A 15,352-nucleotide genomic window follows, 5' to 3' on the forward strand; every position below is an offset into this window, starting at 1 on the left:
TTATAAAAATATAAAATTAATTAAATTTTACTAATAACTATATGATTATTAGTATTTTTAATTTCAACAGGTAAAACGTGAGGGAGTAAATTTAAAAAGTTATCGAGATCTGTTGCGCTAAAAGTCCCCGACAACATCATATTGCTTACCGTGCTATCAGTAAATTCAAAATGAGTATCATGATAACGATTAAACTCAGCAAACACTTCATCCAAAGGTGCGTTATTAAATATTAAGCGCCCATCACGCCACGCAGCAACAAGATGTGGGTTTACGTTTTGTACAGCCATACCTTGCTCATTAAATAGTACTTGCTGGCCTTGTACTAACTCAATTAAATGTTGCTTGTTTTGCACTTTGACACGCCCGTGTTCGACACTGATTCGTGTGCTATTTTGTTTTTTATCAACACTAAAGCGTGTCCCAAGTACGGTTATTTTTGTGTTATCAGCGATGACAATAAAAGGGCGTTGTGGATCGCTGGTAACATCAAATAACGCGCGGCCTTGGATGAGGTTATTTACCCGTTGATTAGCATCGAAAGCTAATGTCAGGTGAGTTTGCGCATCAAGGCTTAATTGCGAACCATCAGGTAGCGCAACATCAAATTGCTCACTTCGGGCTGATTGATACTGTGCGCTGTAATGTGCACTGGTGTCATTTTGCGGCCAAAATTGATAACTAGTTATGCTGACCATAAATAATGCCACACACGCAGCAATCGCCCACAATGGCGATACACGCTTGGTGGTTGATATATTAAGTTGTGTAATATCACTATCAGAAAATTGTGTTAATAACTGATCTACTTGCTGGCTTTGTTGATATGCCGCCAGGTGCTCGGGGTTGGTATTAAGCCATGTTAAAAATGCGTGCTGTTGGTTTTTACTAAGCCCAGTTTTTTGTTGTTCAAGCCAAGCGTTTGCTTGCTGCTGAAGTTGCAACTGTGTTTGATGACGATCCATTTTCATTTTCTCGTAATTATTTTTTTAGTGTATCGCGACATGCCAGCATGGCGATTGCCAAATGTTTTTCGACCATACTGACAGAAATACCCATTTGATCAGCGACTTGTTGATAACTCAAATTTTTAAATTTATAAAGCACAAATGCTTGTTTAGTTTTAAGTGGCAGCTGATCAATACAAGTATAAAGTAAATTGAGTTGTTGCTGGCTGGCTAATTTTGCTTCAGGCTCAAAATCAGTAGGTGCGATCAGTTCAATCTCAACAGGTTCTGCAAATTTTTTGCTACGTCTATAGTGATCAATAACAATATTTTTGGCGGTAGTAAAAAATAACGCCCGTTGATGGTTATCGTCTTGGCTTTGTTTATTAGTACGGTTGCTGAGTAGGCGAGTGTAAGCCTCTTGAACTATGTTCTCCGCTTTATCTCGACAGCCTACTGAACGAGAAATAAAGCTTAAGACCTCAGCGTAATATCGTTCCAATTCACACCTGTTTTGTTTCTAAAAAAGGAGGTGGATGCTAGCAGTTTATATCAGTAATGACAATTGTTATCGTTTGCGTGTTCAAGTACACACAAAGCAAAGGGCTTATAGTTGTAGTTTATAACGTATTAAAAAAAGTTAAGTGAACACCCAGTATGTATGCATACTGGGTGTTTAAGTAAAGTGAGGTTTAGAAATAGTAACCAATATTGATATTAAAGCGGCGTTCTGTTTCATCGCTGTCGCCAGCACTAGAACCACCAACAAATGGCTGATTACGTGCGTGCACTAAATCAAAGTAAGTAAATAAGCCACCAGCGGCGACAGATACACCCGTTACATTCATCCAGGTGTTTGCACTCTCATCAGACTTGTTGTAAATCATGCCGTAATCATTATAAAATTGCAGGTTACTGACCGGTCCCCATTGAACAGGCACGCTATACGCTACGTTGAATGTGCTCGTGGTTGCGCTGGCGGCAATCGAGTCATAAAACGCATACGAACCAACAGCAATGCGGTTGGTTTCATCTAGGTTATAGTCGTATTCGCCATGTTGTAGCTGAATATTCCACTTATTAATGGTGCTATTAAGGTGTAACGCCCAAGCGTTGTAGCTGCCCGCGCGATCTTGGCCGTCATGTAAACCACCCGCTAGAGCTGAGAGACCCACTTCGGTGGTCATGCCTTCGCCATGGTCAAAATAATAGGCATAGCGGCCTGTAAAGGTATTGTATTCACCAAGCTCTTTTGTTGGCTGTGCGTAAATGCCCTCGTCAACAGGACGGCTCCCTACAATATCATATGAATAGCGGTGACTACGATCTTCAACATAACCATCAACCCCACCAAGTTCATCATTTTTGAAAAAACCTAAGTCAAGCTGCCAATTGTCTGCGACTTGGCGTTTAAATATAACGCCTAAATCATGATCGTCTTCTAAACCAATGTAGTAATTGGTACTAAAAAAGTAGTTATGTGAGTTATAAGGGTCATTACCAAATGGGACTTTGGTAATACCAGCTTGTACTTGCCAATCATCAGCAAATTGATAACCAGCCCATGCAGATTTAATTGCGGTCATATAATCAAAAAAGCGAATTTCACCGCCAATTAATACACCGCCAACCTCGCCAGATACATTTAAACGGAAAATATCAAAGTCAAAATCGCCGCCGCGATTTTTATTTCCATCACTGTACGATGTATGGCTGTAATTAGTACGAATTGCGCCGCCAAATTTAACACCTGATTGGGCTGCTTCGGTGTTGTTCTCAGCTTGCTTGGCGATGGTTATATTTTGCTCTTCAAGCTGTTGATTAACCTTTGCTTGTTTCGCTTTTTCAGCAGCAAGTTGCTGTTGTAATTGCTGCATTTGTTGTTGTAACAGATTAAGCTGAGCTTGCATGGCATCGATATCAGATGCATTTGCAGTGCTAGTTGTTGCGCCTAGCATGGTCGCGAGGGCTAACTGTGAGAGTTTAAGCATGATAAATCGCTAAATTCGAAATGAGTATATATAGAATAAACTATTTCTTAATTTAACCCAAACATCTCAATTTATCGAATAATCTTAAGTTGCTGTTTTAACTAGTTTGAGTTGAGCTCTTACCTTCAGCTGGGCGAGTTATTATTCCAACTTCTAACAGGGGGGCTGCATCGAGACTTTGGGCGTCCATCATGGTTGCAATTCGTTGCATTGATGAGAGTAGCTGACTTTGCTCCCATTCTTCAAGTGCGGAAAACTGCTCAATAAAATGCTCTTGTAGCGGTTGCGGTGCGGCTTGCAAAATAGTTTCACCACTTTCGGTAAGGTAGAGGCTTACTCTGCGCTTATCTAGCTGACTACGTACACGGCTGACTAAATCTCGGTTTTCTAAGCGATCTAAAATATTGGTAACCGTGGCAGGGCTTAAATTTACATTTTGAGCGATGCGACTTGCCGTAATGCCATCTGTTTGCGCCACTTCAGTCATGATCAATAATTGTGGTCCGGTGAGGCCTGATGTTTTATTTAATTGTTTAGAATGAAGGTCAATCGCACGGATCACTTTGCGTAAAGAAACTAGTAACTCGTCATATTTTTGCATTTTTTATCTCATTAGAAGGTGATTTACGGCCAAGGTACGAGCGCAATCAATAAATATTACACATCTAATAAATAGAGTTCAAATAGATGTAGGTGATTAATGGCGTATTAATAGCTTTACAGTGGTCTATGATTGCTTTTTATTTAATTTGAGTTGAAATCAAAATTACTTCATTTCAATGCATTTTAATTAATTGTTTAGAGTACTCATCTTGCTAAAAGAGAGTGACAGAGTGAGAAATTGTAAATTTGACATAAAAACTCACTAAATAATATTTACTAACTGGTTAGGTATTGGGTAAGGTGTGACAGGCTTTTCATTTTTATGGGACGTATTATGAAGTTATCTCCATCTGTAAGCATAGAACAAACTGATTCAGGCTTAGAATATATCAATGTAGCAAGCGAGTTTTGCAGTGCTAAAATCTTCTTGCAAGGTGCGCAACTCACTGAATTTACACCTAGCGGCAAAAAGCCATTAATTTGGGTGTCGAGTGAGGAAGATTACCAAGAAGGTAAAGGCATTAGAGGTGGCATTCCAATTTGTTGGCCATGGTTTGGCGTAAACCCTAACCCAGAATGGCCGATTCATGGTGTTGCGCGCACTAGTCTTTGGCGTGCGGATGAAGTGGCTGAGCAAGATGATGAAATTAAAGTGAGCTTAACTTTACCAATGGCACAGGTGGATGAAACTTATTGGCCGCATAAATCTAAATTAAAAGTTGAGTTTATCTTAACGTCAAAACTTGAAGTGCGTTTGACGACTACAAATTTGAGCAGCGAAACCATTACCTTTACCCAAGCATTACACACTTATTTCCCCACCCCTTCAATTGTTGATACTAAGGTTGATGGCTTGCAAGGTTCGAAGTATATAGAGTTTGACGAAGGGCCATTTGATCAAAATGAACTAGTTGGTTTTGCTCGTGAAACAGACATGGTTTATACCCAAGCACCAGAAACACAGCGTATTATCACGCCAGATGGCATTATTGAAGTCGGCCGTGAGAACTCAAGCTCTTGTGTATTGTGGAATCCATGGATTGATAAATCAAAGCGCTTATCTAATTTTGCTGACGATGAGTATCACACAATGCTTTGTTTAGAAGCCGCAAATGTAATGAATGACAGCGCGGTTGTTGCGCCCGGTGAAAGTCACACCCTAGCTACGACAATTAGCTGGGTATAGTCTATTTACTCACCTCATTTAAGCCAACTCACTATGTGGGTTGGCTTTTTAAGGATTTAACCACTGTGTTCGAAAACCATCAGCTAGATACTTTACCAAAACACCATATTATTGACTTTAAACCCCTTGCAGACAAAGCATTACTTTATACACAACTTAGTTGGTTGCTTTTTTATGTACCAGTTATGGCTGTATTGGCTGGTGTATGTGTGTTTAATGACGATTTTTCTAATTTTGCACAAACGCCTTTATTGATTGGCTTACCGATTATTTTACTGATCTCGTTAGCTTACAATGTGATAAGTGTGCGATTGAGGGGCGTGGCAGTACGTACTCATGATATTGCTTATCAAAAAGGGGTTATTTGGCAGCAAGTAACAATTTTACCGCTTTCTCGCATACAGCACACAGAAATTCACAGGGGCCCGTTGGAGCGAAGGCTAGGGCTTGCGAGTTTACGTTTATACAGTGCAGGTGGCATGAGCGCTGATTTAAATATTAGCGGGTTAAGCCATGATGATTGTAAAGATATCCGTCAGTTTATCCAAAAATACACCGAAGACAGGCAAGCGACCGAAAGTGAAGATTTAGTGATTGAAAAAGTTATCGACACTGGTAATGAGCAGTCAAATGGGTAATCTAAAATGGCAGCGAGTATCGCCTTGGGCGCTGGTTTATTTTGTGCTGCACTTTGCTTTTCGTTTTGTAAAAGACGGTATATTTAACCTTTTGCCTATTGGCATTGTATTTGTCACACAGGTACAGGACAAATTGTTTTGGGGTCAAATAGCGGGAGCGGTGGCTGTTGTAGGATTACTCGTTTATTCGTTTGCTTATTATATAAATTTTCGATATTGCATTTCTGATGATCACGAAATCTTACTCAACAAAGGTGTATTTAAAAAAGAGCGCCTGACTCTTAATTTTTTGCGCGTACAAAACGTTAATATCGCTGAACCATTTTATTTTAAACCGCTAGGCTTAGTTAATTGCATTTTTGATGCCGCAGGGAGTACCAGCCAAGAGGCCGTTTTGCCTGGCGTTACCGTTAATTATGCAGAGCAGATGCGTGAGCGTGTACTGGCTTACAAACAAACGCAACAACCAGATGCCACTGCGCCAGAGGCGGATGATTTAGATGCAAGTGAACCACACCAGTGCCTTACATTAAGCAATAAAGAAGTCGCAAAGTTTGGTCTGATGTCGAACATGGCGATTTTAGCGCTGGCAGCGCTTGCGCCTTTTATGAATGTTGTATTTGAGTTTTTAGAAAAAGCAGTCATTAACCGTCTTGAGTCTTTTTATCAACAAGAAGTAGGCATGCTGGTAAATGCAGCTGCACTCGCTGTTTTTTCATTATTCGTATTTATTGTGCTAATCGCAGTATTACTGTCGGTGTTAATGTCGTTGATCCGCTTTTATAATTATGAGCTGTACTTTCATGGTGGAAAATTTAAGCGTATATCTGGGCTATTAGAGCGTCACCAGTTATCAGTGAGTCTTGATAAAGTTCAATCTATGCTTATTAAACAAAACCTTGTCGCACGTTTATTAAAGCGCTATACAGTGCAATGCTTGCAAGCAACCAGCGGTGGGTTTACTGCGGGCGCTAAAAGTAAGCAAAGCTTAGTCATGCCGGTGCTAACACTGGAGCAGGTAAAGCAAGCTTGCCAATGGGTGCATCCTTGGATTAATACCGAGGGATTTGATTTTAAAACGTTGAATTTTAAAGGAGTCGAAAAGGCGTTATTGATTAAAAATCTATTCTTATATGCATTTTTGCCGAGTTTGATCTTTGCTATATTTGGTTACTTTAATGAAGTAATAAACCCCTTTTATAGTGCGCTTAGTTTTACCCTACTCAGCATGTTAGTTTATTTATCTTATAAGCGTTATGGCTACTATTTCTATCAATATAAAGGTCGCTATTACGGTGTATTTCGCAGTGGTATGATCGGTGTTCAATACCGTGTGTTTGAATTATACAAAGCACAAAGTACGTATAGTGTAAGCACTTATTTTATGCGTAAAAGCGGCTTGAAAAGCATGTATATACAACTTGCGGCAGGCACTGTTTCAATGCCATACCTCAAGGCAGATGTAGCAAATGAGATAATTGACTTTACTTTATTTCAAGCTGAATCAGATCAACGCAGTTGGATGTAGTTAAATAAACCCAATTGCAAATAGTTATCAATTGCATTGATCTATTTTTAATTCTCACTATACTTAATGCCACCTTATCTCATTCATTGGAGGTTATGATGGCATTAACGCTTTGTTTAATTGCTTTTTGCTGTGTGCTGGTACTAATGTGTAATGTGCGTTGCGAGAGTAAAAAATCACAATTATGTGCCCGTTGTGGCGTGTTCGTTATTGGAGGCTTGATCACTTTAGCCATGTATAGCGCAGGATTAGGGGTATTACGTACCGTATTTGTGTTTGTTATCTCAATTTTTATCGTCAGTATGCTGGTCAGTTTAGTGCGACCGCTGGAGCTTGATTAGTTGTAAAAGTAGCACACGCTTTCTTACATTTTAATGCTCTCTTTTTATCTTGGTTATGGCCATAATAACGCCAATATAAAGATTCAGGGATCATGATGAAAAAGACCTTACTTGCCGCAGCGCTATTAGTTGCTACTAACGCACAGGGTGCTGTGCAATGGCAAACTATTCATACTGAGCATTTTAATGTTCACTTTAGCCCCGAAAGTGCTGATTGGGCTCGCTCAGCAGCCAATGAACTCGAAATTGTTCGTAGTAAAGTACTCAAACAACAAAACCGGGCGCTTGACGAAACCGTCGATGTGGTGGTGTTTGATCCTCTTAATGCCGCCAATGGTTTTGCATTACCAGTATCTAATAAACCATTGATGGCGCTTTTTACCACCCCCCCGCAGTCAGATACCGTTATTTCAAATAGTAGTGGTTGGCAACAGCTTCTTGTTTTGCATGAATATATTCATTTAGTTCATTTAGCGCAGCCAACGCGAAGTCATTGGCGCCAAGAATTGCGCGATATATGGGATGTATATGATATCGCGCATAGCGAAATACCGCGTTGGGCAGCTGAAGGGTATGCAACTTTGCTTGAATCTAAAATGACCGGGCGCGGGCGGCTCTTTGATAATTATAGCGAAGCAATCCTGATTGAGTTTGCACAGCAAGGCGCATTACCAACTTATGGACAGTTAAGTAGCACTGAAGGTGGCTTTATGGCTGGCTCAATGGCGTATTTAATGGGTGTGCGCTATTTGAATTGGCTCGAGATTAATTATTCGCAGCAAACGCTCGATGCAGTATGGACGCGGATGCAAGGCGTTAAAAACCGTGAATTTGAAGAGGCGTTTACGGGCGTTTTTGGTGATTCACCGAGCAAACTTTATCGACGTTTTGTTGCTGAATATACTTTTCAAGCTATGAGCAAAGAGCAAGAAGAACAGGCGCTTACAAGTAAGCTGTGGCTTGAATTAGATTTATACGCGAGTAACCCTGCATTATCACCAAACAATCAACAGTTAGCTGTGGTTGAACGCGACCGTGATGGTAAAACTCAACTTAAAGTTTATAGCACGCAAGATAACGAAGAGGCATCAAAGAGGTTTAATAAGCAGCAGCAAGCGCTATTAGCTGACGATCCAAACGATATTATAGATACTGCGCCAAGTGTATTTAAGCGTAAGCAAAAGCACATTCTTAACCAGATTAATCATGCGGGTATTCAAAATCCACAATGGTTAAATGATGAGGTAATTTATTTTGGCGCTTTTAGTACTGAGGAGGAGGGCGCTAACAACCGAGTTGCAGATATTTTTAGCTGGAATACGCAAACCGGTGACATTGAGAAACTGACTAACTTGGCAGGTATTAGACGTTTTAGTATTACTGATAATGGCCAAACACTCTATGCAGAGCAAGTGCGTGGTGGCTATTCTGAATTAGTTCGATTTGATGTCCAAACAGGTGTAAGTCACGCATTATTTGAGAAAGATTTAGCAGTTGTTTATGACTATCCAGTCCTTAGTCCAGATCAGCAGCAGTTAGCGTTTATAAAAACCGAGTTTAATCATAATTGGCAGTTGTATATACAAGATTTGCATGGTGCTAAAACGGTCGCGGTGCCCATGCCCGTAGGTTATCAATATCTTTCTCAGCCGAGTTGGAGCAGTGATGGAACTTCGGTACTTTTTGTTGCTGGATTAAATGGTGCTACAGATATTTATCGCTACAATTTAGCCGATGAAAGCTTACACAAATTAACTCAAGGGCAGCAGGCTGTTGCTAACCCACTTGCTATGCTGGATGACTCAGTGCTGTATTTTTCTATTGGCAGCGATGGCCCCGATGTGATGCAACTAAGAGTCGGTGATAATGCAGAGCTGGTCACTGATTTTGCGCCAAATAGTATAGCCCCAAAGTTGGTTGTTGATGAGCATACTTTGCCTGATGCTAAAGTTTATATGCAGCCGATAGGTGAGCAAACTAATTATGATATTTGGCAACAAAAAGCCACTTTAGCACTGGGGGAGCAATATAACTCAGCGTCAGCATCGTTATTTAGTCTAAGTGTAAAAGGCAGTGACTTACTTAAGCAGTTAGATTGGCAAGCAGGATACAGTATTGATCTACATGACTCTGCACTTAAAGGGGCGTTTGGGCAAGTGCGATACAGTGCCCTCCCCGTTAAAATTAATGCCGAGTTATTTTCGTATGACCTTAATGCCGAAAAGCAGTATCAAACAGCCTTAAGTGCGCATTATGTTGCAACTGGGGGTTATCTGTCTGCAAATCTGCCACTACGCTTTGGCGAATTTAAGCTAGAGCCGGAGTTGGCATATAACTACACCGATTATGAGTATGCAGATAAATCCCTTAAAGATAATGCTAGCCAATGGTTACGAGCAGGTGTGAAGCAATCATGGCATTATGATCAGCAAGTATTTGCTATTGGCCAGGAGGTTAATGCCCGATGGTACACAGGCAAAGCACAAGCAAAGAGTTGGCAAGGTTATGATTTAGCTGCGAAGGTGTTTGGACAAGCCTATGATGTACCAATGTACGTTAGTTATCAGCAGCAATATCGTGATGATACACACCTTGTAATAGGTGGCTTTAGTTCATCGCTGATTTCAGCTAAAACGCACAGTGACATTGTATTTTCACCCGAGCTTCCCTTTTATAGCACTGTAGGTCAACGTTATCAGGGGTATGGCGGCGGTATTAGCTTGGAAGAGGGAATGCCATGGCTTTACTATAAACAGCACCAGGTGGATAGCCAAGTATACGCACAAAGCTATGGATTGAAGTGGCAAGGCCCTTTCAATTTTGGCTTAGGCCCTGCGGGCCTAAGTGATCTTAATTTTGATTTTGGTTTAGTCAGGGTTGAAGGTGACAGCTTTGAAGATGAGCTTAGAGGTTGGTTAGGGTTTTATTATTCTCTTTAATAGTGAAAGAGGCTTTTAAAGGCCTCTTTCAGCTTATCTATTCGTTATGTGTTTAATGGGTGTTGTTGCTTTTGCTGTCGGTTTTTTTGCGATTGTTTTTTACGTTTTCTGCGGCTAAACCATAGGTAAAAGCCAGTACCTGCAAGCCATACAGGGCTTAAACCAATCACGCACCATAGAATTTTACTGATTAACCCTGCAAAGTAGCCAAAGTGTAATTTTCTAAAACTATCAATAACTTTCCAGCCTACGGCTACTTCGCGAATATCCCAGTTAGCCATGTGTTTTCCGGTTAACTTGTTGTAAGTAACAGTATTTGCGTATTCACTGGCTAATGGGTTGTTGCTATCAACTTCACCAAATAAGGTAATATTTTCATCAGGCTCTAATGGCATAACTAAAAAAGTGGTATTAAACGTTGGCATTTGCTTTTTACTATCATCAAGAATAGCTTGAAAATTAATGGCATCGCTGTGCAGGTTTTTGGTCAGTACAAAGTGTTCTTCTTCTGCATGTTCAATCACCTCGTGATACCACACAGCCCAGTTAAAATAACCCCCCGTGATCGCTAAAATTAAAATAATCGGCGAGCCAAGCACACCTGTCATTTTGTGAATGTCACTCAGCACTATTTGTAACGTTGCACGCCAGCGCACTGAGAATAAACGCTGCCAAAATTTACGATAAATAATTAACCCTGTAATACCTAGTACAAGTAAAAACAATGCGAAGAAAAATCCTAAAACAGTGCCCGTTTGCCCTGGCAGTGCTTTTATGTCGTTGAGTAAAAAAGTGTAATGTAGTTCTAAAAACCAATCAGTGAAATAGTGACTAGTGCCTACCGGTTGAGAGAGAATGTCACCTGTATATTGATTTAAATGAAATTTATGCCAAATCCCCGTTCCGCGTTCAACTAAATAAACCCGATCAGCAGTATCATCACTAAATATTTCCCAGCTCCCGATCACGAATCGTGGGAATGCATTTTCGGTAATGGTAATTAAGCTATCGATTGGCTTTCGCTCAGAGGACGACGGCACAACAAAGTGGCTGTCAGGCATGAGTAAACCGTCTATTTCACTTTTAAATACTAATATGCTGCCAGTAATGCTGATCACAATCAGTGGGATCAATGCACAAAGAGCAAACCAACTATGAACTTTAAACAGTGTTTTTCTCATAAACCCAGTAATCACAACAGTAAATAATGACGTATGATAACAATTCGCAATGTTATTTCAATTGCTGTTATTGTTTTTTAACATTTACAGCAGTAAACCAGCGGGAGATAACAGGAACTGTAATGGTAACTTGCCAGTTGACGAGTGAGTTTATTTTGGCGCATTATCTGCAGGTATTATCATCATTTATTCTGGTATTTAGTTTTTTACCGTTACTTAATAAAAATCACAGCGTGTCAGGGTTATCGTTAGCATCAAGTTGACAGTGAAGTGTTCGCACAGAGCTATGGCATTAAATGGTAAGACTCAATTGGCTTTGGCCTAGCAAGTGCGGGTATCAATGATCTTCATGTTGATTTTGGTTTGGTAAAAAGTAGAAGGCGATAGCTTCGAGGGTGAGCTAAGAGGATGGTTAGGTTTTTATTACTCTCCTTTATTACGCTAATGCCTTGATGTACTTCAAGGCATTTTACTTAACCGACTTCAAACCGCCGATACTCTTGCTGAATTTGTTTGGGTTGGGCTCATTTCTTTTTAGTAAAAACTGACGCCAGCTTTGCAGCATATACACTGCGCTGCGTCTCATCTCGCTCAAGCTTTATAGCTTGCTCCAACAGCCTTCTAGTGGCACCTAAATGACCTTGTTGATAGCGAATTTTTGCTAATGCTACATAGGGCTCTGATAAGTAAGGGGCTTTATCTATGGCTTGATTGATATATTTTTTAGCAGGCAGATATTGCCCGCTTAATGCCTCAGTTTCACCTAACACAATTAGCTGATAAGGATCTTTCTCCGTTAGATCTAATTTTTGGTTAATCTGTTCAACCAGCATCTCATTGCCAATATCTTCAGCCAATGATTTGTAATTGCTTAATAAGTTTAAGCTTTCTAGTTGATGGTCAAATGCACTTTGGTAAATACGATGAGTTGTTGCTTGATCATTCACGCGTTTGTGAAGAATAGCGGCTAAATTGAACAACTCAGGGTCATCAGGCGTGAACGTATTGGCTTTCGTTAATAAGCTATAAGCTAAATTGTAGTTTTCTTGCAACAGCGCTTCTGCTGCGAGATTACTGTAATACTTTGCAATGAGATCGTTAATGTCTGCACTACCAGAGTAAAAACTCCCTCTTGATGGAAAGTAATCAACGATGACACCAGGGCGGATAAAAGCGATTTTACCTTCTTGCTTTTTAAGTGGTTTATACAGCTTTGTTCTAAAATGATTTGCGATAAATACCAAATTACCTTCTTTGGCGTAAACAGGCTCACTGGTCATTTCTTGAAAGGCTGTTTCAAGCCCAATAACATTGGCATATGCTTGAGTCACAATGGCTAGGCTTATACAATTGCCGTGGGCTTTCTCGAGCGCTTGCGAAGCCGTTAACGTATCACCATGGTAAGTAAACCCGTCTAAACTGCTTTCAATGTAATTATATAAAATGAGTTCGTCAGATTCGCCTAGTAAGCGGTTCGCCTTTACGTAAGCAATAAATTTTTGCTGTTCTTGCTGTGGAAGTTGAAAAAGTTGCTGCTGAGCAGGCACGAATTCAAGTGTGAATAGCGAATGATTAATCAGCTGCGTTAGTGAGGGGGGCTCCTGAGTTGAGGGGGCTTTGGGTGTTGTAGTTGAGGCGCACCCCGCCAGTAAACCTAAAAAAAATATAAAAGAAAACTTCATAATCTCTCCGCTTATTCTTAAATTACGCTGAAGCGCACTTTATAATCAAGCAAGAAAATCAGCCTGGGTTGCCATCTCTTCCTTACTCAATTTGATGCTAAACATGTGTAAAAGCCGTTTATACTGTAATGTAAACTTGCCAACAAAGCTTGTCTTTTTTTTCATCAATAGTTGCTTGCGAAAATAAGTTATATACAATGCCGCGCCTTACATAAAACAAATAAAAACAGTGATTTACAAATTTAATTTGTTTTGTTTAAAGTCTGATAACTTATTAACCAATTAATAACGAGCGAGGTTTATTTTGGCGCATTATCTGCCGATATTATCATCATTTATTCTAGTATTTAGTTTTTTACCGTTACTTAATAAAATACGTAAAAATCGCAGTGTGTCAGGGTTATCGTTATTGATGATGACATTTGGTGTTGCGCAAAGTGTCTACTTTATTACTTTTAATTTGTACTTTGAGCGGTATTACATGGTGTTACCGTTTGTAGTGACTGGTGGTTTAAGCGGCTTGATTTTGTACTATTTTGCCCGTTATAACGCAAAGCGAGAGGAGCGAATTCAATTAGCAGCGATGCTTGGCTTCTCACTTTTACCATTTTTACTCTTACTAAACCCTGAGCTTGAGATTGCAAAAGTGCTGACGTGGTTAACGTTTGTAGGGCTAATTATGAGTTCGGTAAGGGTAATGCCACAAACTTATAAAACACTACGCAGTGGCGATATAAGTAACTTAAGTGCGCGTTACTTTAGCCTGCAATTTTTAGCGGGTGTGTGTGGTTTATTTGCAGAATTGGCGATGGTTGTACCAAGCACTTCGCATATCTTAACATTTGTGATGATACTACTTACTAATGCCGCACAACTGGGCTGTATTCAATACTATAAAATGCGCCCTGCAATAATCTAAAATGTGCTTGAATAGTCAACAATTAATTCCAAACCAGCTGATTGTATGGCAAATTATCCTATCTTCAATGAAACAAGGATAGAGAATGAATTGGGATCAGCTCGGTTATTTATGCCGAATATATTCATCTGCAAATGAAATTAGTGACTCGGAGCAAAATCAATTACGCTCCGCGACGCACTTAAATATTTATAAACAGGGTCAACCGCAAAGCCAGCTTGCAACAAAGTTGGCTAAGCAGCTGGTCGATAATCCAAATCCGAGTCAGCAAAAACAACTTTCAACGTGCTATGCAAAGCTGCCGAGCATCATTACATCGCCTTCATTTGATTATAAAAATAAACTCGGCTATTTAGCGGTTTTATTCGGTATTTTCATTGTTATTAGCGCTATTTATCAAGTGTTTGTGATCCCCGCGTTTATAGAAATACTCGGCACTCATAATATCAATTTGCCACATTCTTTAAATCAATACGCGCAGTATTGGTATGTTGCTATTGTGTTGTTGGCTATGTTATTTACCATTGTGTGTATCACTATTCTTAAACTTCGCGATGCCTGCAACTTAGCGTCTACAGAGCCATTTACAGGGATGTTTGGTGTCATCATACCAAAGCAGATCAAGCAGCAATACGCCATACTGATGGCAATTTTTGGCTTTTTTGAGCAAGACTCGAAAAACAAGGCGACCTTACCTGAAATAATGCACCTACAAAGCTGCCAGTTGCATGGCCTTGCTCTGGGCGACGAGTTTGCATATTTAGTTGAGCAAAAATTACGGTTATTAAATGATGCAGCAAAAAAACAGATCAACAAACTTATTTACCTATTTAGCGCCATTTTGGTTTTAGTTATTTATTTGTTTTTACAACAAGCGTACAAACCTATTTTTATTATTGGAGAAATAGTATGAGGCATAAAGGATTTACACTCATTGAGTTAATGGTCGTTGTGGCTATTATAGGTATTTTGGCGTCTATTGCATTGCCGCAATATAGTAAATACTTACAACGCAGTGAATTGGTTGACCCCTTGGCAATGGCGGCTGCAATTCGCGAAGACGTCACTGCTTTTTATTTAGAGCAAGGGCGATTTCCTGCAAATAATGAACAGGCAGGCGTACCCGCGAGTGAATTTTTAATTGGTAATCGCGTTACTGGGATCAGCGTAGATGGCGGCGCCATTCATATTAGCTTAGGTAACAAAGCTTCTGCGCCTTTACAAAATACGGTACTTACATTTCGTCCTGCGGTTGTGATGGGGAGCCCAACAAGCCCGATTGCTTGGCTGTGTGGGTTTGATAAACCTGTTACTGGTATGCAAGCGATAGGGGAGAATAAAACCACAGTCCCTAAAGATATTTTGCCCTCTTCGTGTTTAAACATTAAGTTATAAAT

Annotated in this window: 14 protein-coding genes; 8 read left to right on the plus strand and 6 right to left on the minus strand. The window is 40.0% G+C overall.

Annotated elements, in window-relative coordinates; all coding sequences use genetic code 11:
- Positions 1-20 precede the first annotated feature (20 nt).
- From ADS77_RS10520 to ADS77_RS10535, 4 genes are all read right to left on the minus strand, one after another.
- Positions 21-965 (minus strand): FecR family protein, encoded by a 945-nt coding sequence (locus tag ADS77_RS10520; protein ID WP_054454317.1) that lies wholly within the window; start codon positions 963-965, stop codon positions 21-23.
- A 16-nt stretch (positions 966-981) separates the two neighbouring features.
- The gene (locus tag ADS77_RS10525) at positions 982-1,449 is read right to left on the minus strand and encodes an RNA polymerase sigma factor (RefSeq protein WP_054205841.1); all 468 of its coding nucleotides are present in this window, start codon (positions 1,447-1,449) and stop codon (positions 982-984) included.
- A gap of 190 nt (positions 1,450-1,639) precedes the next feature.
- A complete protein-coding gene (locus ADS77_RS10530) occupies positions 1,640-2,938 on the minus strand; it encodes a porin (protein WP_054205842.1) in 1,299 nt (432 codons plus the stop codon).
- Positions 2,939-3,035: 97 nt separating this feature from the next.
- Complete coding sequence (locus ADS77_RS10535) at positions 3,036-3,539, minus strand: MarR family winged helix-turn-helix transcriptional regulator (protein WP_054205843.1); 504 nt, start codon at positions 3,537-3,539, stop codon at positions 3,036-3,038.
- Positions 3,540-3,875: 336 nt separating this feature from the next.
- Between ADS77_RS10535 and ADS77_RS10540 the strand changes: the two genes are divergently transcribed.
- From ADS77_RS10540 to ADS77_RS10560, 5 genes are all read left to right on the plus strand, one after another.
- A complete protein-coding gene (locus ADS77_RS10540; protein WP_054454319.1) occupies positions 3,876-4,727 on the plus strand; it encodes a D-hexose-6-phosphate mutarotase in 852 nt (283 codons plus the stop codon).
- 65 nt (positions 4,728-4,792) lie between these two features.
- On the plus strand, positions 4,793-5,365 hold the full coding sequence (locus tag ADS77_RS10545) for a PH domain-containing protein (protein ID WP_054205898.1): 573 nt from the start codon (positions 4,793-4,795) through the stop codon (positions 5,363-5,365).
- Positions 5,358-6,893 carry a PH domain-containing protein gene (locus tag ADS77_RS10550; protein ID WP_082355665.1) on the plus strand — a complete coding sequence of 512 codons (1,536 nt, stop codon included), beginning with the start codon at positions 5,358-5,360 and terminating at the stop codon, positions 6,891-6,893. Before ADS77_RS10545 ends, ADS77_RS10550 begins: the two co-directional genes overlap by 8 nt.
- A 98-nt stretch (positions 6,894-6,991) precedes the next feature.
- Positions 6,992-7,234, plus strand: a complete 243-nt coding sequence (locus ADS77_RS10555; RefSeq protein WP_054205846.1) for a hypothetical protein — start codon at positions 6,992-6,994, stop codon at positions 7,232-7,234.
- A 95-nt stretch (positions 7,235-7,329) separates the two neighbouring features.
- On the plus strand, positions 7,330-10,173 hold the full coding sequence (locus ADS77_RS10560) for a TolB family protein (RefSeq protein ID WP_054454324.1): 2,844 nt from the start codon (positions 7,330-7,332) through the stop codon (positions 10,171-10,173).
- A 44-nt stretch (positions 10,174-10,217) separates the two neighbouring features.
- On the opposite strand, the gene ADS77_RS10565 is transcribed toward ADS77_RS10560, so the two are convergent.
- Complete coding sequence (locus ADS77_RS10565) at positions 10,218-11,354, minus strand: PepSY-associated TM helix domain-containing protein (RefSeq protein WP_054454328.1); 1,137 nt, start codon at positions 11,352-11,354, stop codon at positions 10,218-10,220.
- Positions 11,355-11,878: 524 nt separating this feature from the next.
- Positions 11,879-13,036, minus strand: coding sequence for a tetratricopeptide repeat protein (locus ADS77_RS10570; RefSeq protein WP_054205849.1), 1,158 nt, complete (start codon positions 13,034-13,036; stop codon positions 11,879-11,881).
- 304 nt (positions 13,037-13,340) lie between these two features.
- Between ADS77_RS10570 and ADS77_RS10575 the strand changes: the two genes are divergently transcribed.
- From ADS77_RS10575 to ADS77_RS10585, 3 genes are all read left to right on the plus strand, one after another.
- Positions 13,341-13,955: a PQ-loop domain-containing transporter gene (locus ADS77_RS10575; protein ID WP_054205850.1), complete on the plus strand. Its 615-nt coding sequence runs from the start codon at positions 13,341-13,343 to the stop codon at positions 13,953-13,955.
- Positions 13,956-14,040: 85 nt separating this feature from the next.
- Complete coding sequence (locus ADS77_RS10580; protein WP_054454332.1) at positions 14,041-14,868, plus strand: hypothetical protein; 828 nt, start codon at positions 14,041-14,043, stop codon at positions 14,866-14,868.
- Entirely contained in the window at positions 14,865-15,350 is a 486-nt protein-coding gene (locus ADS77_RS10585) for a pilin (RefSeq protein WP_054205852.1), read from the plus strand. Before ADS77_RS10580 ends, ADS77_RS10585 begins: the two co-directional genes overlap by 4 nt.
- Positions 15,351-15,352 lie beyond the last annotated feature (2 nt).

The organism is Pseudoalteromonas porphyrae, assembly GCF_001298125.1.
GTDB classification, from domain to species: Bacteria; Pseudomonadota; Gammaproteobacteria; order Enterobacterales; family Alteromonadaceae; genus Pseudoalteromonas; species Pseudoalteromonas neustonica.

Coding starts and splice junctions, on each gene's coding strand:
- ADS77_RS10540 (WP_054454319.1), top strand. CDS start 3,876: ATGAAGTTATCTCCATCTGTAAGCATAGAACAAACTGATTCAGGCTTA.
- ADS77_RS10530 (WP_054205842.1), bottom strand. CDS start 2,938: ATGCTTAAACTCTCACAGTTAGCCCTCGCGACCATGCTAGGCGCAACA.
- ADS77_RS10520 (WP_054454317.1), bottom strand. CDS start 965: ATGGATCGTCATCAAACACAGTTGCAACTTCAGCAGCAAGCAAACGCT.
- ADS77_RS10560 (WP_054454324.1), top strand. CDS start 7,330: ATGAAAAAGACCTTACTTGCCGCAGCGCTATTAGTTGCTACTAACGCA.
- ADS77_RS10550 (WP_082355665.1), top strand. CDS start 5,358: ATGGGTAATCTAAAATGGCAGCGAGTATCGCCTTGGGCGCTGGTTTAT.
- ADS77_RS10555 (WP_054205846.1), top strand. CDS start 6,992: ATGGCATTAACGCTTTGTTTAATTGCTTTTTGCTGTGTGCTGGTACTA.
- ADS77_RS10535 (WP_054205843.1), bottom strand. CDS start 3,539: ATGCAAAAATATGACGAGTTACTAGTTTCTTTACGCAAAGTGATCCGT.
- ADS77_RS10565 (WP_054454328.1), bottom strand. CDS start 11,354: ATGAGAAAAACACTGTTTAAAGTTCATAGTTGGTTTGCTCTTTGTGCA.
- ADS77_RS10585 (WP_054205852.1), top strand. CDS start 14,865: ATGAGGCATAAAGGATTTACACTCATTGAGTTAATGGTCGTTGTGGCT.
- ADS77_RS10580 (WP_054454332.1), top strand. CDS start 14,041: ATGAATTGGGATCAGCTCGGTTATTTATGCCGAATATATTCATCTGCA.
- ADS77_RS10570 (WP_054205849.1), bottom strand. CDS start 13,036: ATGAAGTTTTCTTTTATATTTTTTTTAGGTTTACTGGCGGGGTGCGCC.